This is a genomic window from Mycobacterium tilburgii (genome assembly GCF_902168065.1).
Classification (GTDB): Bacteria; Actinomycetota; Actinomycetes; order Mycobacteriales; family Mycobacteriaceae; genus Mycobacterium; species Mycobacterium tilburgii.
The window spans coordinates 27531-47005 of the sequence record NZ_LR655707.1; the positions used below are offsets into that span (position 1 = coordinate 27531).

The following is a 19475-nucleotide window of genomic DNA, read 5'->3' on the forward strand; positions in this document are numbered from 1 at the left end:
GATGTATGGAACTCCGCGGCGCCAACGCCGAACCGGTGCGGTTCGCCGCCGACCTCGTTGAGCAACACCAGCCGGGCGTCACGATAGAACAGGCAGTCCTCCACCGCCTTGGCCGTCACCGCACCACACAGCTGCTGCAGGCGGGCGGCGGGCTCACCACCGTTGGCCACCGCCGCGGCGAGCACCTGTAACGCGGGGCCCAATTCAGGGCGCGCCGACGGGGCATCGGCCAGCGCGGTGGGCAGGACGGCGCTCAGGCGGAGATAGTCGCTGCGATAGACGTCGATATGGCTTAGCAGTGCGGCGATCGCCTCGGGCAGCTCGCGGTGATCGGTGCCGGCGGCGGCCGCGACGGCGCGCCGCAGCCTGGCCAGCTCGCTGCCTAGCGTGGCCGGTGGCCACCTCCACCTTGAGGTCGGCCAAGCAGCCGCGGCAGGCTGTGGTGGTGACGCCCGCGGACTCGACGAGTTCGGTCAGCGCCGACGCCCCGGCAGGGTCGACGAACACCCCGTTCACCTCGCGCAGCACGTCGTAGCCGGTCGTGCCTTGGTCGGCAGCGTGGGTTCCAGTGCCTCGTCGACGGCCAGGATCTTCTCGATCACGATCAGCGCCTCGTGGCCGAGCAAGTCGCGCACGTCGTCATCGGACCCCAACACCAGCAGCACGATCCGGCCCTGCTCGGTCGAGGTCCCAGTCGATGTCGAAAAACGTTGCATACGCCGATCGGCCGTGCCGCAACACGTCCCACCGCCACGGCTTCTGGGTGGGCTGGTCGACCCCGACATGGTTGGGCACGATATCGACGATCAACCCCAGATCGCGTTGGGCGGCCGCGGCCGATAGTCGCGCCAACCCGTCGGCGCCGCCCAGCTCCGGTGAGATCGTGGTCGGGTCGGTGACGTCGTATCCGTGCGTCGACCCGGTGACGGCGGTCAGGATGGGCGACAGGTACAGATGCGACACGCTGAGCTCGTCGAGGTAGTCCACCAGCTGCTCGGCGTCGGCGAAGTTGAACGCATTGCCGCTGGCCGGACCGCGTAGCTGCACCGATATGTGGACAGCACCGGAAAGGCCATACGTCAGGCGGTCTTCCGCAGGATTAGCATCGAGCGCCCCGGGACGGTCAACGTCTGCTCCGCGGTCACGACCTGGCCGGCGTCCCCGGCAGGGCAATTCGTGTCCAGTTCGACGGTCCACTCCTGTGCATAGTCCTCGCGGGGTGTGACGAAATCGACGTCGCGGTTGTGCGCGTTGAAGCACAACAGAAACGAATCGTCGATCACGCGCTCTCCTCTGGCGTTGGGTGCGGTGATGGCCTCGCCGTTGAGGAACACGGCGACGCATTTGTCGAAGGCCTGGTTCCAGTCGTCGTGGGTCATCTCCCGGCCCGACGGCGTCAGCCAGGCGATGTCGCGGACTTCGTCGCCGCTGCGGATCGGTTCTCCGTCGAAGAACCTGCGTCGCCGAAACATCGGGTGCTTCCTGCGCAGCTTGGTCGCCCGGCGGGCGAACGTCAGCAGATCGGCGTTCTTGTCCACCAAAGACCAATCCATCCAAGCCAATTCGGAGTCCTGGCAGTAGGCATTGTTGTTGCCCTGCTGGGTGCGTCCGAGCTCGTCGCCGTGGGCGATCATCGGCGTGCCCTGGCTGACCATCAAGGTGGCCCAGAAATTGCGCATCTGCCGGCAGCGCAGGGCGACGATCTCGGGGTCGTCGGTGGGGCCTTCAACTCCGCAGTTCCACGACCTGTTGTGGCTTTCGCCGTCGCGGTTGTCCTCGCCGTTGGCCTCGTTGTGCTTCTCGTTGTAGGAAACCAGGTCGTTGAGCGTGAACCCGTCGTGCGCGGTGACGAAATTGATGCTGGCGCTCGGCCGTCGGCTGGTCGCCTCATAGAGGTCCGACGACCCGGTCAGCCGGGACGCGAACTCGCCCAGGGTTGCGGGCTCGCCCCGCCAGTAGTCACGCACAGTATCGCGGTACTTCCCGTTCCACTCGGTCCACAAACCCGGGAAATTTCCCACCTGGTAGCCGCCCTCGCCGATGTCCCACGGTTCGGCGATCAATTTGACCTGGCTGACGATAGGATCCTGTTGCACCAGATCGAAGAAGGCGCTCAACCGGTCCACGTCGTGCAGCTCCCGGGCCAGGGTGGCGGCCAGGTCGAAGCGGAATCCGTCGACGTGCATCTCGGTCACCCAGTAGCGCAGCGAGTCCATGATCAGCTGCAGCACGTGCGGATGGCGGGGGTTGAGGCTGTTGCCGGTGCCGGTGTAGTCCTTGTACAGCCGCAGGTCCTCGTCGACGAGCCGGTAATAGGCGCTGTTGTCGATACCGCGGAAGTTGATGGTCGGGCCCAGGTGGTTGCCTTCGGCGGTGTGGTTGTAGACCACGTCGAGGATGACCTCGATGCCGGCTTCGTGTAGGCTGCGCACCATCATCTTGAATTCGGCGACCGCGCCGCTGGCCTGCCGGTTGGATGCGTATTGGTAGTGCGGGGCGAAGAATCCGAATGTGTTGTAGCCCCAGTAATTTCGCAATCCGAGGTCGAGCAGCCGCTGGTCGTGCAAGAACTGGTGCACGGGCATCAGTTCCAGCGCCGTGACGTTGAGGGACTTGAGGTGGTCGATGATCGCGGGGTGGGCCAGTGCGGCGTAAGTACCGCGTAGCTCCTCGGGGATGCCGGGATGGGTCTGGGTCAGGCCTTTCACGTGAGCCTCGTAGATCACCGTCTCGTGATACGGCGTCAGGGGCGCGCGGTCGAACGCCCAGTCGAAGAACGGGTTGATCACGACGCTGGTCATCGTGTGGCCCAGCGAGTCGATCATCGGGGGAGTGCCGGTGATCGCGGTGTCGCCGTTGGGGTCGATCGCGCTGAGGTCGTAAGAGAATAGTGCCTGGCCGAAGGTGAAATCGCCGTCGAAGGACTTTCCGTACGGATCAAGCAGGAGCTTGCTCGGGTCGCATCGGTGACCGGCCGCCGGATCGAATGGACCGTGCACCCGAAATCCGTAGCGCTGTCCCGGCGTGATGTTGGGCAGGTATGCGTGCCAGACGTAGCCGTCCACCTCGTCCAGCGGTATCCGCAATTCGTTTCCGTGCTCGTCGATTAGGCACAGATCGACCTTTTCGGCGATCTCGGAGAACAGCGAAAAGTTCGTGCCCGCACCGTCATAGGTGGCGCCGAGGGGATAGGCGTCCCCTGGCCAGACGGTGGGCAACGTGGGTTTGGGCTGGGCCGGTGCAGCACCGGAAGCTGCGACCGGATCGGCACCGGGGTGGGTTGACGGCACAATTCGACCTTAGCCGCGGACTGTTCCTGTCTGAGCTACCACCAGCCGGTGGCGGCCGCGATCTGACGACCGAGCTCGTGCGCCATCGTCCGCATGTAGGTGGGAGTCAGGTGATGAGCACCGTGGTAGATCAGCACATTTCCTTCGACCGGTCGACAAATGTCGGTGCGGCAGATGGCATTTGACATGTCGAGCACCTTCAGAAGCGGGAATTGCTCGACGAAATCCAGGGTTTGGTTGCGGTCGGATAGCAACTCGGACCGTTTGATTGAGCACGAGTTAGGGGTGCTGCCTTTTTTGGCCAGGCAGTCGGCAGGATCGAACGGTTGGCCGTTCTTGACCAGCCACGGTGTATCGCGCATGCCGAGAATCGGAATGTTGTTGTCGGACAACGTTTGCCAGATGCCGATGTACGTCGCCGGCATCACGTCACCGCTCTTGATGTTCCAGGGGCGAGTGGTGGTCGTGAAGACGTAGTCGGGGCGGTCGGCGACCAGCTTGTCCATCGCGTGTTGCACCCACTCGCGGCATTGCGGGTACGGGGCGTTGTTGCCCATGATCAGCGGCACCTGCTCGGTGGACAGCGGGCAGCCCATTTTGAGATATGTCACAACTTTGAAGTGATGGGCGTGTCCGAGCAGATCCAGCGCCGGCAGCCAGTGCTCGGCGTGTGAGCCGCCGGCCAGCGCGACGGTCCGGGACGCGGCCGGGTCGCCGTAAACGCAGTTGACCACCGCGGGGTTGACGAAATCACTGATGCAGCCGTTCGGCGTGGAGGCCGGCAGATCGTCCTTGACCTCCAGCACGCTGGGTCGCATCGGCAGTTTGGGCACCCGCACGTGTTCGGTGAGGGCGCGGGCGCCGGGGTAGTCCTGCGGGTTGAGCACGTTGAGTTCCTTGCCCGCCGACCGCAACACGGTGACGTGCTGGCGCCAGGTGAACGAGGTGGCGGTCAGCGTGATGCCCAGCAGCACGACCAACGAGCCCAGTGCCATCGTCGGCCGGCGCCATCCCGCCCACCACGGTCTCGACGCCGCTGCCGTTGCACGTCTGGATCCCTGCGGTGAGCGGTAACGCAGCGGATCCTCGACCAGGCGGGTGGTCAGGTAGGCCAGCACCCCGGAGATCAGCAGCACCGCCGCGCCTTCGACGAAGTTGGCGTGCTTGTGGCCGCTGTAGGAGAGCCAGAAAATCAGCAGCGGCCAATGCCACAGGTACAGCGAGTAGGCGATCGCGCCCAGCTCGACCAGCGGTCGGGTGGCCAGTAACCGATTCGGCAGCGGCATCCGGCTGCCGCTGCGACCGTCCTGCAGGTTCGCCCCGGCCAGGATCATCAGCATCGTGGCCCCGACCGGTACCAGGGTCCACGGTCCGGGGAATTCGTCGACGCCGTCGATCAACGCCCCGCAGGACACGATCGCAGCTAGCGCGATAGTGGCGGCGGCGGTGCGCAGCCACAACGGCCACCGGATGTAGGTGACGACCGCGCCGATCAGCGCGCCCAGCAGCAACTCCCAGCCGCGCGCGAAACTGTTGTAGTAGGCGGTCGACTGGTCGTCGGCGTGCGCGAAGATCGCGTAGCCGAATGACGCCACCGTCAGCACGCTCAGCAGCACCAGGAACAGCGTGCGTAGGTGGGTTTTGAGCAGCCGCCGGAACGCCACGGTGCAGCCGAAGACGAGCAGCAAGAAGGCTACGTAGAACTGCCCCTGCACCGACATCGACCAGATGTGCTGCAACGGGCTGACGGCCTCGCCCGCACGCAGGTAGTCCGATGCGATGTTGGCCAGCTCCCAGTTCTGGTAGTAGCCGAGACTGGCTAGGCTCTGGTCGGCGAACGTCTCCCAGCGTGTCTGCGGTTGCACCAGGATGGTGAGCACCGCGCAGCCCGCCAGCACGACGACAAGAGCCGGAACCAGTCGGCGGATCAGCCGGGTGATCTCCGCGACGGGGGACAACGACACCGCCGGGTTGGGCGCGGCGCGCAGGATCTTGCCGCCGAAGAAGAAACCAGACAAAGCCAGGAACACGTCCACGCCGCCGGAGACCCGGCCGAACCAGATGTGGAACGTCGCGACCAGAGCGATCGCGATGCCGCGCAGGCCGTCCAGGTCGTAGCGGTAGAACCGCTGAGATTCGTTGGCCGGCGCGCCGCCGGCAGCCGACTTCGCGGCTGCGGCGGATACCGGGAACGGTGACGAGATCTGCATGGTCACCGTTAATTTACCGAAAACCGCCACCTGCGCCTGACCCCGCGCCTGTCGGCGAGGCGGTCCAGCGGAGCAAGTGGCGGTTTGCGGAGGGCTACGAAGCTATGGCGTGGTGCCCGTTGGCGTCGGCTGGAGCAGCGCCTGTAGGTTCGGTAGCTGCGGCAGCTGCGCCGGCTGCTGTAGGGGCGCCGACTGTAGCGGAGCCTGCTGGCCGGGTGTCTGCTGGACCGGAGCTTGCTGCAGCGGCACCCCGAGAACCCGGACCAGGTACGGCGTCATCCCGTTGGTCCGCACCGGCGACACCTGCACCACGTCACCCACCTCGAGCATCTGGTTGTTGCCCAGGTACATCGCGACGCTCTGGGTGCCTTCGGGACCGTAGAAGATCATGTCGCCCTTCTGGGCCTGCTGCGGCAGGACCTTCTGCCCGACGCGGTAGATCGCGCCGGACGACCGGGGCAGCTTGATGCCGGCGCCGGCGTAGGCGTACTGCATCAGACCCGAGGCGTCGAAGCCGACAGTGTTGATGCCGGTGCCGGTGCCGCGGGTGGGGCCGTTGATCCCGCCGCCCGCCCACGAGAACGGCACGCCGCGCTGCGACATGCCGCGCGCGATCACCACGTCGGTGATCTGCTGGTAGTCCGTCGCCCGGATTCCCGGGTCGGCGGCGGCGACCACCTGGGCGAAGGCCATCGGCGCCGCCAAAATAGCGAGGCCGACTGCAAACGAATAGATGCGCTTCATGGATAGTTCCCACCCTTCCTGAACTCTGTCGGGTTAAGGCCTCGGCACATGAGGTCGCGTTGGCCGCCGTGCGATGACTCGCGACGACCTGGAGGTCGAACGCCGCCTCCTTGCGAAGACGTGAATCAGTCGGTTAACCCGGTGAATCACACCAGATCACTACAGACACTTTTACAACAGATAGGGTGGGCCCAAAAATGGCTGCTGAGCTCTGCGAAAGATTATTTGTCGGACTGTGATCGGACGGTGACCGCCGAGCCCAAATCTTTATCCGTAGTTATGATTTTAATTTTACACCGAGACTCGATGGCGACGGCCGGACGACCGGTTGTGATCAGTGCCAGTAACGCGAACTGAAGATCGTGAGCGAGTCGCCGATCGCGGAACTCACCATGATGATCGCCAGCGACAACACCGGCCAGAAGGACATGTACCAGCCCTTCAACAGCGAAACGAACGGCCCGATGCCGGCAGCGGCGATCGCCGCGCCGATGCCACCCCACACCACCGGGTAGATGTACACGTCGATCTGGAAGGGCACCATCCCGCAGGTATCGTCCGAGCACACTTCGCTGAGGAAGCCGTACAGCCGATGCGGCCACGTCGTCGCCGTGGCCAGGACAATCAGCAACACCACCAGGGTGACCGTCCCGATCAGGTCCCAGGGCGCGACGCGAACAATCACGACGTGCGTCTTCTCGGCGTCAGAGTCGTTGCGGCCGTACGGCATTGGCTGAAAATCGACCGCGCCGTCCGGCTGTTCGGGTGCGGGCCGGGGGCCGGGCCGGTCACCGCCGTGCGGGTCTTCGAACGGGTAGGGCAATGCCATGCCGATAGATGCTCCCCGATGGCCGGGTTTTGTGCGAGCCGGCTGCTTTACGCTCGGTCTCTATGCCTGCGGCAAGATCGGGGTTGACACCGGAGCAAATCAGTGCGATCGACGCCGCACATGTGTGGCATCCTTACAGCACCATCGGCGGTGAAACCGTCGCCCCAGTGGTCGCCGTCGGCGCCCGCGGTCCGTGGTTGACGCTGGTTAGGGACGGCGCCCGGATCGAGGTGCTGGACGCGATGAGCTCATGGTGGACCGCGATCCACGGGCACGGGCATCCGGTGCTGGACGCGGCGCTAACCGGCCAGCTGAACACCATGAACCACGTCATGTTCGGCGGCCTGACCCACGAGCCGGCGGCCCGGCTGGCGCAACTGCTGGTGGACATCACCCCGGCCGGCCTGCAGACGGTGTTTTTCAGCGACTCGGGCTCGGTGTCCGTCGAGGTCGCGGTCAAGATGGCGCTGCAGTACTGGCGCAGCCGGCAGCGGCCGGGTAAGCACCGGCTGATGACCTGGCGGGGCGGCTACCACGGCGACACCTTCACCCCGATGAGCGTCTGCGACCCCGACGGCGGCATGCACTCGCTGTGGACCGACGTCCTGGCGCGGCAGGTGTTCGCGCCGCAGGTGCCCTGCGCCTACGACGCGGCCTATAGCGCGGCGTTCGAGGAGCAGCTCGCCCGGCACGCGGGCGAGCTGGCGGCCGTGATCGTCGAACCCGTCGTGCAGGGAGCCGGCGGAATGCGATTTCATGATCTGCGCTACCTGGCCGACCTGCGCGACATCTGCGATCGGCACGAGGTGCTGTTGATCTTTGACGAGATCGCCACCGGGTTCGGCCGCACCGGGCAGCTGTTCGCCGCCGACCACGTCGGCGTCAGCCCCGATATCATGTGCGTCGGCAAGGCGCTGACCGGCGGTTACCTCAGCCTGGCCGGGACGTTGTGCACGACCGAGATTGCGCACACCATCAGCACCGGGGAGGCCGCCGCGCTGATACACGGCCCCACCTTCATGGCCAATCCGCTGGCCTGTGCGGTGTCGGTGGCCAGCGTCGAGCTGTTGCTGGCTCAGGACTGGCGATCGCGGATCGCCGACATCTCCGCCGGGCTCGCGTCCGGACTGGAGCCCGCGCGCGCCCTGCCCGGTGTCGCCGACGTGCGGGTGTGCGGCGCCATCGGCGTCATCGAATGCGCCCAACCCGTCGACCTGACCGTGGCCACCCCGGCGGCGCTCGACCACGGCATCTGGCTGCGCCCGTTCCGCAACCTGGTCTACGCGATGCCGCCCTACATTTGTGGGCCCGACGAGATTGCGCAGATCACCTCGGCAATGGTCGAGGTCGCCCGCCTCGTGGGTTGATGGTGGTGACCTGCTGCGCCCGGCGTCGCCGCGCTGGCGATCACCCACTAGGCTGAACGCCGATGAAGGCACCGATCGGGGTTTCCCCGCTCGCCTGGCTGGACGAGGTGGAACAGCAGCGCCGGCAGGCCGGACTGCGCCGCTCGTTGCGGCCACGCCCGGCGGTGGCCACCAAGCTGGACCTGGCCTCCAACGACTACCTCGGTCTGTCCCAGCACCCCGATGTGATCGACGGCGGTGTGGTGGCCCTGCGGATCTGGGGCGCCGGGGCCACCGGCTCGCGGCTGGTCACCGGCGACACCGAGCTGCACCAGCAGTTCGAGACCGAGCTCGCCGAGTACGTCGGCGCCGCGGCCGGTCTGCTGTTCTCATCGGGCTACACCGCCAACCTCGGCGCCGTCGTCGGCCTGTCGGGCCAGGGCTCGCTGCTGGTTTCCGACGCACATTCGCACGCATCGCTGGTCGACGCGTGCCGGCTGTCGCGGGCGCGGGTGGTGGTGACACCGCACCGCGACGTGGACGCCGTTGCCGCGGCGCTGGTCGCGCGCGACGAGGAACGGGCGGTCGTCATCACCGATTCGGTGTTCAGCGCCGACGGGGCCCTGGCCCCGCTGCACGCGCTGCACGACGTCTGCCGCCGTCACCGGGCGCTGCTGATCGTCGACGAGGCCCACGGCCTGGGTGTGCGCGGTGGCGGCCGCGGCCTGCTGCACGAACTCGGACTCGCCGGTGTCCCCGACGTGGTGGTGACGACGACGCTTTCTAAGGCGCTCGGCAGCCAGGGCGGCGTGGTTTTAGGCCCCGCCGAGGTGCGCGCCCACCTGATCGACGCGGCCCGCCCGTTCATTTTCGACACCGGCCTGGCCCCGGCCGCGGTCGGTTCCGCGCTGGCCGCGCTTCACGTGCTGGGGGCCGAGCCGTGGCGCCCCCAGGCGGTGCTACGGCACGCAGCGGAACTGGCCCGCATCTGCGAGGTGCCGGAGATCCCGCAGTCCGCGGTGGTTTCGGTGATTCTCGGCGACCCCGAGGTGGCGGTGGCCGCCGCGACGGCCTGCCTGGACACGGGGGTGCGGGTGGGCTGCTTCCGGCCACCGACCGTGCCTGCCGGCACCTCACGGCTGCGGCTGTCCGCCCGCGCCTCGCTGGATGCCGCCGAGCTGGAGGTGGCGCGCCGGGTGCTGACCGACGTGCTGGGCGTGGCTCGCCGTTGACCGTGTTGGCGGTCACCGGAACCGGCACGGGAGTGGGGAAGACGGTCGCCGTGGCCGCGCTTGCCTGTCTTGCCCGGCTAGCCGGGATCGACGTGGTGGTGTGCAAGCCCGTGCAGACCGGCACCGACTGCGGTGACGACGACCTCGCCGAGGTCACCCGGCTGTCCGGCGTGACGCGGACGGCCGGCCTGGCCCGCTACCCGCAGCCGCTGGCGCCCGTCGCCGCGGCAGAACAGGCCGGTGCGGCGCTGCCCACCCGCGACGATGTGGTGCGCCTCATCCGCGACCTGGACCTGCCCGGCCGGCTGATCGTGGTCGAGGGCGCCGGCGGGCTGTTGGTCGAACTCGGCGCGGCCGGAGTCACCCTGCGCGATCTTGCCGTCGACCTCGGGGCCGCCGTGCTGGTCACCGTCACCGCCGAGCTGGGCACCCTCAACCACACCGCGCTTACCCTGGAATCGATTGCCGGACAACATATCCCGTGCGCAGGGTTGGTGATCGGCAGTTGGCCGCGGCAGCCCAGCGCGGCGGCGGTGTCGAACCGGTCGGCGCTGGACCGGCTAGCGCCGGTGCGGGCCGCGCTGCCCGCCGGGGCCGGCTCGATGACCGCCGACGAGTTCGCGGCAATGAGCACCGCGGCGTTCGACCGCGACTGGGTGACCGCGCTGGCCGGCTGATGGTGCACTCGATCGAGCTGGTCTTCGACCGCGACACCGAGGCCGCGGTCCGGCGGATCGGGGAGGAGCTTGCCAGCGCCGGGATTCCCAGCCAGGCCCCGGCCAGTCGCCCGCACGTCACGCTGGCTGTCGCCGAGAGCATCGCCGCCGACGTCGACGAGCTGCTGTGCCCGCTGAGCGCTCGAATGCCGCTCGGCGCGCTGATCGGGGCGCCGCTACTGTTCGGCCGCTCCAGTGCCGTGTTTGCCCGGCTGGTGGTACCCAGCACCGAGCTGTTGGCACTGCACGCCGAGGTGCACCGGCGGTGCGGTCCGTATCTGCTGCCCGCCCCGATGCCCAACAGCCTGCCGGGGCAGTGGACCGGCCACGTCACGCTGGTGCGCCGCGTGGGTGGCGCTCAGCTGGCACGGGCGCTGCGCATCGCCGGCAGGCCGGCGCAACTGCAGGGCAGTTTCGCCGGCCTGCGCCGCTGGGACGGCAATAAGCGCGTCGAGCATCTGCTCTAGCCGCCGAACAGCAGGTACAACCCGGTGAAGGTGTAGCCGACCATCACCAGCATCATGGTCAGCTGACCGGTGAGTTGATGACCGGTCGGCAACAACCGCAGCGCCCTGTCGTGGGCCGCGATGACCGCGACGATGTGCCCGGTCACCACGCTGATCACCTTGATCGCGGCCAGCACCGGCGGATGCTGGGACAGGCACGTACGCCACCTGTAGATCTGCCAGCCTCAGCAGATTCCAGCCGTGTGCGAACGGGTCGACCAGGGCGATGACGGCCTGCTGCCCGCGCTCCACCTGATCGGTTGCTTGACTTTGGCCTGCAACGTCGCGTTCGTCGGGGTGACCTGTCCGTGGGAGTTGGTCACGTCGACGTCCAACGCGCCCGGGGCGGTGCCCTGGTCGGCTTTGCCGCCGCAGCACACCAACGCGGACGTCAACATCGTCACCCACACCGCGATCAGCGTGCCGCGCACTGCCCGCATATGCCATGTGCCTCACGCGGTTGCTTGCGCCGACCGGTTCCGGCTCGGACAACGCATTGTTGATGCGGCCCGCACCCCAGATCAGCCCGCCGATCACCAGCAGCGACAGGATCAGCACCACGATGCTCCCAGCGGTGAACAACCAGGCCGGGGCGTTCTAGTCGCGCTCGCGCTGCAGGATGGTGATCTCCGGGACGAACGGCCGGTCGATCGACGACAGGGAATCCGATCATCGCGTACAGCCCGCACGCGGCCATCAGCACACCGCGTGTCAGTTGCCGGTGATGCGCACCGCCGGGCCGGGCTTTTCGAACGGGATCACCATCGAGACCACACCGGCCAAGAACACGTCGAACAAGCCGATGATGATGAAGTAGTGCGCCGGGTTGGCCAGCGGTCCCGGGTCGCGGCCATTGCCGATGTGCCAGCTGACGTCCCAGATGAATCCGAACAGGGCGCAGATGATCGAGGTGGTGAAGATCAGCACCGGCCGCGCCACCCAGTTCGGCCGGTGGAATATCTCCCCGAGCTTATCGGTGATGCGGGTCAACCAGGTGATCCGATGACTTCGATGGGCGTAACCGATCCACAGCATGTCGGCGTGATCACCATGGCGGCGACCGACAGTCCGATCACCTGGTTTAGTCCAGCACCGCGAGCCGCCGGTTCGGCCAGAAGCGGTAGCGTCCTAGACACTTCCGACATCATCGTCATGTCCTCCCTCTGCGTCGGGACGTCCCGGGAGATCAGTTATTACTGGCAGGTAAGTTCACTGGTTCAAGAGGTAATGCCCGGATCGCAAGGCGGTTAATCACGCTTTTCGGCCGAAATCTCGTCCGATTCCCGGGAGTCGTCGGTTGCCCGGCGCGCCGGTCGCGCAGCGCAACGAGAGGATGACGGCGACGACGACAACGGCCGGCAGGAACGCGGGCGCCGCCAGCAGCAACATGTGGCGCGCCAGGTACTCGACGTGCGAAACGGGCATGCTGCCGGTATACCCAGACAAGCTCCGCGTACTTCGGCCGTTACCCTTCTTTTGAACACCTTTTTGTTCAGGCTGCCACGACGCCGTGGCGGATGTGACCGCACGCGCGGACGCGACAGATGCAAGGGGAGTACTTGGTGACTCAAGCGGCAGCTCGACCCACGGCCGAGGCCGGCCAAGGCGAAGACATTCGGGACATTCTGGCCGTCGCCCGGCGGCAGGTGCTGGACAGTGGCGAAGGCCTGACCCCCGACCAGGTTCTGCAGGTGCTGCAACTACCTGACAAGCGACTCGAGGAGTTGTTGGCGCTGGCCCACGAGGTGCGGATGCGCTGGTGCGGCCCCGAGGTCGAGGTGGAAGGCATCATCAGCCTCAAGACCGGCGGCTGCCCCGAGGACTGCCACTTCTGCTCACAGTCGGGGCTGTTCGCCTCGCCCGTGCGCAGCGCCTGGCTCGACATTCCCAGCCTCGTCGAGGCCGCGAAACAAACCGCGAAGTCGGGTGCCACCGAATTTTGCATCGTGGCCGCCGTCCGTGTCCCGGACAAGCGGCTGATGGCGCAGGTCGCCGCGGGTATCGAGGCGATCCGCAACGAGGTGGAGATCAACGTCGCGTGCTCGTTGGGTATGCTGACCGCCGAGCAGGTCGATGAGCTGGCCGCGATGGGCGTGCACCGCTACAACCACAATCTGGAGACCGCCCGCTCGTTCTTCACCAACGTTGTCACCACCCACACCTGGGAAGAGCGCTGGCAGACACTGACGATGGTGCGCGACGCCGGCATGGAGGTCTGCTGCGGCGGGATCCTGGGCATGGGGGAAACCCTGGAACAGCGCGCGGAGTTCGCCGCCGACCTCGCCGAGCTGGGCCCCGACGAGGTGCCGCTCAACTTCCTCAACCCGCGGCCCGGGACGCCCTTCGGCGACCTCGAGGTGATGCCGGTCAGCGAGGCGCTGAAGTCGGTGGCCGCGTTCCGGCTGGCGTTGCCCCGCACCATGCTGCGCTTCGCGGGCGGCCGCGAGGTCACGCTGGGTGATCTCGGCGCCAAGCAGGGCATCCTGGGCGGCATCAACGCCGTGATCGTCGGGAACTATCTGACCACCCTCGGCCGTCCCGCCGAATCCGACCTGGAGCTGCTCGAGGATCTGCAGATGCCGATCAAGGCGCTGAACGCCACGCTGTAAGACACTGGAAGCGTGGTTCGCGATCTGGGCGCTCCGGTCAGCGCCGGCGTGTACAACGTCTACACCGGAGAGTTGGGGGGCACGGTCGTGCCCACGGCGGCGCAACTGGGCCTGGAACCACCGCGGTACTGCGCCCAGTGCGGGCGCCGGATGATCGTTCAGGTCCGCCCCGACGGCTGGCGGGCGCGATGCTCGCGGCACGGCGAGGTGGACTCGACAGACTTGGAGACGCAGCGGTGACCGCCCCCGAACGGCTGGCCGCCACTCCAGAGGCCGACGGTGTTGCCGCCCTGGCGGGCAGGCGCGCAATCGCTCTTGCGACGCTCGGGTTCGCCGCCACCGGGATTGTGATCGGCGCGCTGTGGACGTGGATGGCCCCGCCGATCCATCTGGTAGTGGCGATGACGCGCGCGGGCGAACGGGTGCACGACTACCTGGGCACCGAATCGGAGCACTTCTTCGACGTGCCGTGTCTGATGCTGGGTCTGCTCAGCGTGCTGGCCGTGGTGGCCCCGGTGCTGGCCTGGCAGTGGCGCCGGCTGCGCGGCCCGGGCATGGTCCTCGGGCTGGTGATCGGCATGGTGCTGGCCGCCGCCCTGGCCACGGGGGTTGGGGCTGTGTTGGTGCTGGCCCGGTACGGCGCGCTGGACATCGACCGGTTGCCGTTGGTGGGAAGCCCGTCGGTGGTGTACCTCGTGCAGGCGCCGCCAGTGTTCTTCGGATCCGGGGTGCTGCAGATGGCTACCACGCTGTTGTGGCCCGCCGGTATCGCGACGCTGGTCTATGCGGTGCTCGCGGCGGCCAGTCCGCGCGACGATCTGGGCACCTCGGAGTCCGCCGATCAGCCGTCGCGCTCGGAGCCGGCGGCGCCAGCCTTATAGCGGCCGGCAGCGGATCCTGCGGCCGGTGAGCACCTTGGGCCGCGATCACGCCCAGCCTGAGCATGCCGGCGTAGGTGATAGGGTTGAACGCCGTCGGCCACGTCGTCCGGATCAGGTGGTCCTTCAACGGTCGGCGGGTTCGGCGTGCTGGAAGCCGGAAGGTGACAAGTAGAACGGGGTCGTCCGAGGGCAGCAGCGGTCGCACTTTGTGCTGCAATTCCTCGTGAAGCGGCCGACCGATCCACTCCGCACCATCGGCGCCTGCCAAATTGCCGGGTTCAACCATTCAGGGTCCCTTCTAGGCCACCCGGCATTTTCGCGTACGAACTACCGGTAACCAAAACGTTAATGGCCGAAGCTCTGAGTCAGGTCCGGTCGATTACCAGAGACGCCGCCGATCAGGGCTGGCCGGGCGGCCGAAGCGCGGCGAACTCGTCGGTGACCCGCAGGCGGGAGTCGGTGAAGTGGTACAACGCCGCCGGCCGGCCGCCGCTGCGGCCCGATGCTGCGACGGTGCCGGACTTCGTGATGACGCCGCGTCGCGCCAGCACACGCTGCAGATTCGTCGCGTCGACCTGGTAACCCAACGCGGCGCCGTAGATATCCCGCAACGTCGAGAGAGCGAATTCTTTTGGCGCCAAAGCGAATCCGATGTTGGTGTAAGACATTTTCGCGACCAGCCGGGTGCGCGCGTGCTCCACCATCGGGCCGTGGTCAAAGGCCATCGGCGGCAGCGTGTTCACCGGATGCCAGCGGGTGTCCGATGGGAGCTCCGGGGTGGCGGGGGAGGGTACCAACCCCAGGAAGGTTGATGCGATCACTCGCGCGCCCGGCACGCGATGTGGGTCGGAGAACACGGCCAGCTGCTCCAGATGCGCCAGCTCCCGTAAATCCACTTTTTCGGCGAGCTGGCGGCGCACCGAGGTGGTCATGTCCTCGTCGGTTCGCAGCTCCCCGCCGGGTAGTGACCACGCGCCCCGTTGCGGGTCGCGAGCACGTTGCCATAACAGCACGTTAAGCTGCGGTTTCCCGGCCGGGGAGGTTCCAGTAACCGGCTCGGTACCCAGGCGAACCTGGAACACGGCACCGAGCACTTCGTGCTCGGTGCTACTATGGGCCATGTTTTCGATTATAAGTCGAAAACTACTCGGGCACAGACAGAGTCGAAAGGAGCCGCCGTGACGATTCTGAGTCGCACGGACACGCTCGCCGAAGGCATGATCGCCAACGTCACCAACACCGACACCGGTTACGCCGGTGTTGAGGCGGATGCGCAGTGGGCCGATGAGATTCGCCGCTTGGCGAGGCTGCGCGGCGCCACCGTGCTCGCGCACAACTACCAGCTGCCGGCTATCCAGGACGTCGCGGATCACGTCGGTGACTCGCTGGCGCTGTCGCGGATCGCGGCGGAGGTGCCCGAGGACACCATCGTGTTTTGTGGCGTGCACTTCATGGCCGAGACGGCCAAGATCCTGAGCCCGGACAAGAGCGTGCTGATTCCCGATCAGCGGGCCGGGTGCTCGCTGGCGGACTCGATCACGCCCGACGAACTTCGCGCCTGGAAGGACGAGCACCCGGGTGCCGTCGTCGTGTCCTACGTCAACACCACGGCGGCTGTCAAGGCGCTCACCGACATCTGCTGCACCTCGTCCAACGCCGTCGACGTCGTCGAGTCGAACGATCCCGATCGTGAGGTGCTGTTCTGCCCGGACCAGTTCCTCGGCGCCCACGTGCGGCGGGTGACGGGCCGCACGAACGTGCACGTGTGGGCCGGGGAATGCCACGTGCACGCCGGGATCAACGGCGACGAGCTTGCCGAGCAGGCCCGCGCCAACCCCGACGCCGAGCTGTACGTACACCCCGAATGCGGTTGCGCGACTTCGGCGTTGTACCTCGCGGGCGAGGGTGCCTTCCCGCAGGATCGGGTCAAGATCCTATCCACGGGAGGCATGCTCGACGCCGCCTACGAGACGCGGGCGCGCAAGGTCCTGGTGGCCACCGAGGTCGGCATGTTGCACCAACTGCGCCGCGCCGCACCGGAAGTCGACTTTCACGCGGTCAACGATCGGGCCTCCTGCAAATACATGAAGATGATCACGCCCGCGGCGTTGCTGCGCTGCCTGGTCGAAGGCGCGGACGAGGTGCACGTCGACCCGGACGTCGCGACGGCCGGCCGACGCAGTGTGCAACGTATGATCGCGATCGGCCAGCCAGGCGGCGGCGAATGATGACCCGTCCCGCCTGGACAGACGCCGCGGACGTGGTCGTGATCGGCACGGGCGTCGGGGGATTGGCCGCCGCGCTGGCTGCGTATCGGGTCGGCCGCAGCGTGGTCGTGCTGAACAAGGCCGACCAGACCCACGCCGTCACCGCCACGCACTACGCGCAGGGCGGCATCGCGGTCGTGTTGCCGGACAACGACGATTCCGTCGACGCGCACGTCGCGGACACGCTGGCCGCGGGTGCCGGCATGTGTGATGCCGACGCGGTGTATTCGATCGTCGCCGACGGCTACCGGGCGGTCCGCGAATTGGTCGGCGACGGTGCGCGATTCGACGAATCGACACCGGGCCGGTGGGCGCTGAACCGCGAAGGCGGGCATTCGCGACGGCGCATCGTGCATGCCGGTGGCGATGCCACCGGCGCCGAGGTCCAGCGGGCTCTCGACCACGCGGCCCGCCGGCTCCACATTCGTAACAGCCACGTGGCGCTGCAGGTGCTGCACGACGGCACCGCGGTGACCGGGGTGGCCGTGGGCAATCCGGACGGCGTCGGGGTGATCAGTGCGCCGTCGGTGATTCTTGCCTCCGGCGGGCTCGGGCATCTTTACCGTGCGACCACGAATCCCGGCGGATCCACCGGTGACGGCATCGCGCTGGCGTTGTGGGCCGGCGTCGGGGTTGGCGATCTCGAGTTTATCCAGTTCCACCCCACTATGTTGTTCGGCGGGCAAGGCGGGCGCCGGCCGTTGATCACCGAGGCTATTCGTGGCGAGGGCGCGATACTGGTTGACCGGCAAGGCAATTCGGTCACCGACGGCGTTCACCCGATGGGCGACCTGGCGCCGCGCGACGTCGTCGCGGGTGCCATCGACGCGCGGCTGCGGGCCACCGGCGACGACTGCGTCTATCTCGACGCGCGCAGTATCAAGGACTTCGCGGCGCGATTCCCCAGCGTCACCGCCTCCTGCCGGGCCGACGGCGTCGACCCCGTCACCCAGCCCATTCCGGTCGTGCCGGGCGCGCACTACAGCTGCGGCGGCGTGATCACCGACGTGCACGGTCAAACCGAACTGCCCGGCCTGTTCGTGGCGGGCGAGGTGGCCCGCACCGGCATGCACGGAGCTAATCGGTTGGCCTCCAACAGCTTGCTGGAGGGTTTGGTCGTGGGCGGTCGGGCCGGCAAGGCGGCGGCCGCGCATGCCGAGGCCGCCGGGCCGATGCCAGTCACCGTGCCGGAGCCGCTGGTCCACACCGCGCTCAAGCGCCGCGACCTGCAGACCGCGATGACCCGGGACGCCTCGGTGGTGCGCGACGCGGTGGGACTGGAGCGATTGTCCGACACGCTGTCGCGGGCCCGGATGTGCGTCGTCCAGGGCCGCCGCGATTTCGAGGATGTGGCGTTGACGTTGACCGCGCAAGCGGTGACTGCCGCGGCATTGGCCCGCACCGAAAGCCGGGGGTGTCACCACCGGGCCGAGTTCCCGGAGGCTGTGGCCGGTCAGGACCGCAGCATTGTGGTCCGGCTGGCCGACACGGTGTGCGCGGAAGCGCTGGCGGTGGTTTCCTGATGTCCCGGATGGCGCTGTCGGACGGCGAGCTGGCCGCGGCCTACGACCTCGTTCGGCGCGGTCTCGACGAAGATCTGCGATACGGTCCCGACATCACCACGCTCGCAACGGTTTCCGACGGTACGGCGACGGCATCGATGGTGCCGCGGGAGCCGGGCGTGATCGCCGGACTGGACGTCGGGCTGCTGGTGCTCGACGAGGTGCTGGGCACGGGGGCCTACGAGGTGCTCGACCGTGTGGACGATGGTGCCCGGGTGCAGCCGGGGCAGGCGGTGCTGACCGTGCGGGCGCCGACCCGCAACCTGCTGACCGCGGAGCGAACGATGCTGAACCTGGTGTGCCACCTGTCGGGCATCGCGACCGCGACCGCGGCCTGGGTGGACGCCGTCAGCGGCACCAAGGCGCAGGTGCGCGACACCCGCAAAACCCTGCCCGGTCTGCGCGCGCTGCAGAAGTACGCTGTGCGGGTCGGCGGCGGGACCAACCACCGCCTCGGCCTCGGCGACGCCGCGTTGATCAAGGACAACCATGTCGCCGCCGCGGGCTCGGTGGTCGCCGCGCTGCGGGCGGTGCAAGCGGCCGCGCCCGAGCTGCCGTGTGAGGTCGAGGTGGACTCCCTCGAGCAGCTCGACGAGGTGCTGCCGGAAAAGCCGGAGCTGATCCTGCTGGACAACTTCCCGGTGTGGCAGACGCAGATCGCGGTGCAACGTCGCGACTTGTGTGCGCCCACCGTCCTGCTGGAGTCCTCGGGCGGGCTGAGCCTGGCGACGGCGGCGGACTACGCGAGGACCGGGGTGGATTATCTGGCCGTCGGAGCGCTGACGCACTCGGTGCGTGTGCTCGACGTCGGCCTGGACATGTAGCGGCGTCCCGAGGCTTCCCGAAGTCCCGAGCCGCCCGTCACGCGATATCGCTGACCAGCACCGCCATCCGTCGCAGCTGCAGTCGCACCAGCCAGGGGAGGCCCGTGCCGTCGGAGCCAGCGGGCAGAATCCGGGGATTGGTGATGTGCACGGTCGTGCGGGCAAAGTGCAGGTCGGCCTGGCCCGCGGCAAGCACGTTCTTGACCCAGTCGGTCTTGCCGTGGCCCAGTGCGATGCAGAGCACATCGCCGCTGCGGTAGACGGTCACGATGGTTTCGTACGGTTTGCCCGAGGTACGTCCGCGGTGTTCGATGGTCGCCGTCCCGGGCAGGAAACGGGCGATCGGTTTCAGCGCCGGGTTGAGGTATTTGACCTGGAAGTTCTCAAACCACGTCGGGTACACCATGGGGATGCCCGGCGCGTTGTTCGGGTGATCCTTCGTGGACATGCCTGCTCCTT

General features: G+C 67.5%; 17 protein-coding genes and 5 pseudogenes. 10 read left to right on the forward strand and 12 right to left on the reverse strand.

Features of this window, described 5'->3' with window-relative positions; translation table 11 throughout:
• Positions 1-5: 5 nt before the first annotated feature.
• The 5 genes and pseudogenes from FQ389_RS09215 to FQ389_RS09235 form a co-directional block, all read right to left on the reverse strand.
• Positions 6-1076 (reverse strand): annotated as a pseudogene (locus FQ389_RS09215) (alpha-amylase family glycosyl hydrolase); the annotation flags it as partial.
• Between the two features lie 3 nt (positions 1077-1079).
• Positions 1080-3218, reverse strand: a complete 2139-nt coding sequence (glgX, locus tag FQ389_RS09220; RefSeq protein ID WP_144207015.1) for a glycogen debranching protein GlgX — start codon at positions 3216-3218, stop codon at positions 1080-1082.
• 107 nt (positions 3219-3325) lie between these two features.
• Positions 3326-5500 (reverse strand): acyltransferase family protein, encoded by a 2175-nt coding sequence (locus tag FQ389_RS09225; protein WP_144207017.1) that lies wholly within the window; start codon positions 5498-5500, stop codon positions 3326-3328.
• A 102-nt stretch (positions 5501-5602) separates the two neighbouring features.
• Positions 5603-6244 (reverse strand): NlpC/P60 family peptidoglycan-binding protein RipD, encoded by a 642-nt coding sequence (gene ripD / locus FQ389_RS09230; RefSeq protein WP_144206975.1) that lies wholly within the window; start codon positions 6242-6244, stop codon positions 5603-5605.
• Positions 6245-6578: 334 nt separating this feature from the next.
• Positions 6579-7073 (reverse strand): hypothetical protein, encoded by a 495-nt coding sequence (locus FQ389_RS09235; RefSeq protein ID WP_260860619.1) that lies wholly within the window; start codon positions 7071-7073, stop codon positions 6579-6581.
• 62 nt (positions 7074-7135) lie between these two features.
• Here FQ389_RS09235 and FQ389_RS09240 point away from each other — a divergent pair, with 62 nt between their 5' ends.
• The 4 genes from FQ389_RS09240 (at position 7136) to FQ389_RS09255 (ending at position 10834) form a co-directional block, all read left to right on the forward strand.
• The gene (locus tag FQ389_RS09240; protein WP_144206977.1) at positions 7136-8440 is read left to right on the forward strand and encodes an adenosylmethionine--8-amino-7-oxononanoate transaminase; all 1305 of its coding nucleotides are present in this window, start codon (positions 7136-7138) and stop codon (positions 8438-8440) included.
• 62 nt (positions 8441-8502) lie between these two features.
• Complete coding sequence (locus tag FQ389_RS09245; RefSeq protein WP_144206979.1) at positions 8503-9651, forward strand: 8-amino-7-oxononanoate synthase; 1149 nt, start codon at positions 8503-8505, stop codon at positions 9649-9651.
• The gene (gene bioD / locus FQ389_RS09250) at positions 9648-10328 is read left to right on the forward strand and encodes a dethiobiotin synthase (protein WP_144206981.1); all 681 of its coding nucleotides are present in this window, start codon (positions 9648-9650) and stop codon (positions 10326-10328) included. The genes FQ389_RS09245 and bioD overlap by 4 nt, the downstream gene beginning before the upstream one ends.
• Positions 10328-10834: a 2'-5' RNA ligase family protein gene (locus FQ389_RS09255; protein ID WP_144206983.1), complete on the forward strand. Its 507-nt coding sequence runs from the start codon at positions 10328-10330 to the stop codon at positions 10832-10834. The genes bioD and FQ389_RS09255 overlap by 1 nt, the downstream gene beginning before the upstream one ends.
• Here the strand turns inward: FQ389_RS09255 and FQ389_RS09260 are convergent.
• The 4 genes and pseudogenes from FQ389_RS09260 to FQ389_RS17900 all read right to left on the reverse strand — a co-directional run.
• A pseudogene (locus FQ389_RS09260) lies at positions 10831-11125 on the reverse strand (hypothetical protein); the annotation flags it as partial. The gene FQ389_RS09255 and the pseudogene FQ389_RS09260 sit on opposite strands and share 4 nt — an antisense overlap.
• Positions 11059-11304: a hypothetical protein gene (locus FQ389_RS17895; RefSeq protein WP_186296334.1), complete on the reverse strand. Its 246-nt coding sequence runs from the start codon at positions 11302-11304 to the stop codon at positions 11059-11061. The pseudogene FQ389_RS09260 and the gene FQ389_RS17895, both read right to left, overlap by 67 nt.
• A 218-nt stretch (positions 11305-11522) precedes the next feature.
• Positions 11523-12018 (reverse strand): annotated as a pseudogene (locus FQ389_RS09265) (hypothetical protein); the annotation flags it as partial.
• 41 nt (positions 12019-12059) lie between these two features.
• A pseudogene (locus FQ389_RS17900) lies at positions 12060-12298 on the reverse strand (hypothetical protein).
• Positions 12299-12435: 137 nt separating this feature from the next.
• On the opposite strand from FQ389_RS17900, the gene bioB reads away from it, so the two are divergent.
• The 3 genes from bioB to FQ389_RS09280 are packed head-to-tail and all read left to right on the forward strand — an operon-like array spanning position 12436 to position 14363.
• On the forward strand, positions 12436-13482 hold the full coding sequence (gene bioB / locus FQ389_RS09270) for a biotin synthase BioB (RefSeq protein WP_144206985.1): 1047 nt from the start codon (positions 12436-12438) through the stop codon (positions 13480-13482).
• Between the two features lie 12 nt (positions 13483-13494).
• Positions 13495-13722 carry a biotin synthase auxiliary protein BsaP gene (gene bsaP / locus FQ389_RS09275; protein ID WP_144206987.1) on the forward strand — a complete coding sequence of 76 codons (228 nt, stop codon included), beginning with the start codon at positions 13495-13497 and terminating at the stop codon, positions 13720-13722.
• A gap of 14 nt (positions 13723-13736) precedes the next feature.
• Complete coding sequence (locus FQ389_RS09280) at positions 13737-14363, forward strand: DUF2567 domain-containing protein (RefSeq protein WP_407662827.1); 627 nt, start codon at positions 13737-13739, stop codon at positions 14361-14363.
• Positions 14364-14498: 135 nt separating this feature from the next.
• On the opposite strand, the pseudogene FQ389_RS09285 reads toward FQ389_RS09280, so the two are convergent.
• Positions 14499-14649: pseudogene (locus FQ389_RS09285) on the reverse strand (lipase family protein); the annotation flags it as partial.
• Positions 14650-14761: 112 nt separating this feature from the next.
• Positions 14762-15484 (reverse strand): NUDIX hydrolase, encoded by a 723-nt coding sequence (locus FQ389_RS09290; RefSeq protein WP_144206991.1) that lies wholly within the window; start codon positions 15482-15484, stop codon positions 14762-14764.
• Positions 15485-15580: 96 nt separating this feature from the next.
• On the opposite strand from FQ389_RS09290, the gene nadA reads away from it, so the two are divergent.
• The 3 genes from nadA to nadC are packed head-to-tail and all read left to right on the forward strand — an operon-like array spanning position 15581 to position 19016.
• Complete coding sequence (gene nadA, locus FQ389_RS09295) at positions 15581-16591, forward strand: quinolinate synthase NadA (protein ID WP_407662828.1); 1011 nt, start codon at positions 15581-15583, stop codon at positions 16589-16591.
• Positions 16591-18153 (forward strand): L-aspartate oxidase, encoded by a 1563-nt coding sequence (locus FQ389_RS09300; protein WP_144207021.1) that lies wholly within the window; start codon positions 16591-16593, stop codon positions 18151-18153. Before nadA ends, FQ389_RS09300 begins: the two co-directional genes overlap by 1 nt.
• 8 nt (positions 18154-18161) lie before the next feature.
• Complete coding sequence (gene nadC, locus FQ389_RS09305) at positions 18162-19016, forward strand: carboxylating nicotinate-nucleotide diphosphorylase (RefSeq protein WP_144206995.1); 855 nt, start codon at positions 18162-18164, stop codon at positions 19014-19016.
• A 37-nt stretch (positions 19017-19053) separates the two neighbouring features.
• Here the strand turns inward: nadC and FQ389_RS09310 are convergent, their stop codons facing one another.
• Positions 19054-19464, reverse strand: a complete 411-nt coding sequence (locus tag FQ389_RS09310; protein WP_144206997.1) for a nitroreductase family deazaflavin-dependent oxidoreductase — start codon at positions 19462-19464, stop codon at positions 19054-19056.
• Positions 19465-19475 lie beyond the last annotated feature (11 nt).

Bases quoted from the DNA above. Each gene is read 5' to 3' on its own strand.
- FQ389_RS09240 (WP_144206977.1), top strand. From the start codon at position 7,136: ATGCCTGCGGCAAGATCGGGGTTGACACCGGAGCAAATCAGTGCGATC.
- FQ389_RS09310 (WP_144206997.1), bottom strand. From the start codon at position 19,464: ATGTCCACGAAGGATCACCCGAACAACGCGCCGGGCATCCCCATGGTG.
- FQ389_RS09245 (WP_144206979.1), top strand. From the start codon at position 8,503: ATGAAGGCACCGATCGGGGTTTCCCCGCTCGCCTGGCTGGACGAGGTG.
- FQ389_RS09290 (WP_144206991.1), bottom strand. From the start codon at position 15,484: ATGGCCCATAGTAGCACCGAGCACGAAGTGCTCGGTGCCGTGTTCCAG.
- FQ389_RS09300 (WP_144207021.1), top strand. From the start codon at position 16,591: ATGACCCGTCCCGCCTGGACAGACGCCGCGGACGTGGTCGTGATCGGC.
- nadC (WP_144206995.1), top strand. From the start codon at position 18,162: ATGGCGCTGTCGGACGGCGAGCTGGCCGCGGCCTACGACCTCGTTCGG.
- FQ389_RS09225 (WP_144207017.1), bottom strand. From the start codon at position 5,500: ATGCAGATCTCGTCACCGTTCCCGGTATCCGCCGCAGCCGCGAAGTCG.
- FQ389_RS09255 (WP_144206983.1), top strand. From the start codon at position 10,328: ATGGTGCACTCGATCGAGCTGGTCTTCGACCGCGACACCGAGGCCGCG.
- FQ389_RS09235 (WP_260860619.1), bottom strand. From the start codon at position 7,073: ATGGCATTGCCCTACCCGTTCGAAGACCCGCACGGCGGTGACCGGCCC.
- nadA (WP_407662828.1), top strand. From the start codon at position 15,581: ATGATCGCCAACGTCACCAACACCGACACCGGTTACGCCGGTGTTGAG.
- ripD (WP_144206975.1), bottom strand. From the start codon at position 6,244: ATGAAGCGCATCTATTCGTTTGCAGTCGGCCTCGCTATTTTGGCGGCG.